Here is a 1,611-nt window from a genome sequence, read left to right as displayed (position 1 = left end):
TAACACATATGAGCCTTAACTCTGTCAATAGGCATTAGTTTTCTTTTTGACCGTTTTTATAAATTGACGGTCAATTCTAAATCAATAAACAAATTCGTTTACTTTGTATGTCGATGCGGCTGTTAAGCAAGTAGCTTACGGCAAACACATATAGAGGCTCTCTTATTGCGATCTCATCGCAGCCAGCTTTTTCCCATATCCTTTTGGGGTTGCTGGGGCACTAGACATTCATCGGTTAACCTCATCATGGCACTATTCAAGGCGGCTGGTTTCATCATTATGATCCAGTTAGTTTCAGGCTCAAGTCAGGTGTAAGCGACTTTGTTTATTTTATTAATGCACGCGTACTGAGCGTCTAATCAAGACAAGTGGCTTAGGTCTGTAGGCATATAATCAGGTTAAAACTTGTTGGTTATTAACTCACCCAATTGATTGATGCTCAGCCTTATATCCAGTTAGATGTTCAGCTCACTCAATACCGTGACTAACTCTTTAAGAATTTTGCTTCATCGAATACCGTCTCTTTTTTAAGCATATAATAAACACAGCGACCAAGCTTATGCGCAAGCGCTGACAGTGCTTTGGCTTTACTCATTCGTTTTTGTAGTTTTTCGAGGTATTTGTTGGCGTTGTGATTGTGACGCAGCAGCAATACAGCGGCTTCGGAGAACGCCCATTTTAGATGTGCATTGCCAATTTTGTTGCCTTGGGTGCCATAGGTTTTGCCGGCAGACTCTGCTTTACATTTGACTAACCGACTATATGAAGCGAACTTTTGTACGCTTGAAAAGCGATTAATGTCACCAATTTCATAAATAATGGTAAGTGCGAGAATGCGGCCTATACCATTTATTGTTTGCAAGATATTAAGGTGAACAGGATTGTGTTGCTTGGCCATTTGTTCAATATAATGCTCTAAAGGCTTAAGCTCGCTGTGATAGCAATCGAGTATGGCCATATTTAAATTAATGGATCGTTGCACAACGGGGTCAGGGAAGTAGTAGCGCATCTTTTCTCTGTCGCAGACGTTCTTTAAATTCACGTTGTGGGCAGGTAAATTGTACTGGCTGGCGGTATTGGCGACATGGGCTTTTAAATCAGCTCCGTGGCGAACAATTTTAGTTCTTCTGCGTAATAAGTCGCGCGTAGCACGCATATCTTTGTCATACACATAAGCAAGTGGAAAGTTCCCCCCACGGATGAGTTTGGCAATTTTATATGAATCTATTTTATCGTTTTTGGCTTTACCGCCATGAATCGCCTTCATATATAACGCATGACCGAGAATAAAGTCGATAGTGTGTTCTTTACAAAAGTCAGCGACCCAATACCAGCAATGCATGCATTCTACGCCAACCACAATGTCACCGGTATACGGTTTAAGTAGTTTTAGTAGTGCTTCTGGGTCATCTTTAATTTTCTTGTGAACAAGGATAAGTCCTGTATTATCAATGATACAGACGTAAAGTAATCGCGCGTGTAAATCGATTCCACAATAATATGGATGCATGTTATTGTAAAAGTTCATTGAGCTTTCTCCTGTAAGGTTGGTTGCCTTTTCAGCGTAGCGAATAATCGCGATGCTGGGGAGGAGGCTCAATGAGTATCAAG

1 protein-coding gene is annotated in these 1,611 nt (G+C 41.0%); it reads right to left on the bottom strand.

The window, feature by feature from the left end; translation table 11 throughout:
* Positions 1–484: 484 nt before the first annotated feature.
* On the bottom strand, positions 485–1,528 hold the full coding sequence (locus ACFI34_RS18700) for an IS110 family RNA-guided transposase (protein ID WP_462674587.1): 1,044 nt from the start codon (positions 1,526–1,528) through the stop codon (positions 485–487).
* Positions 1,529–1,611 lie beyond the last annotated feature (83 nt).

Source organism: Pseudoalteromonas sp. PSi26 (assembly GCF_054960575.1).
Note: the sequence above shows the minus strand (reverse complement) of the source record. Positions and strands in the feature narration are given on the sequence as shown.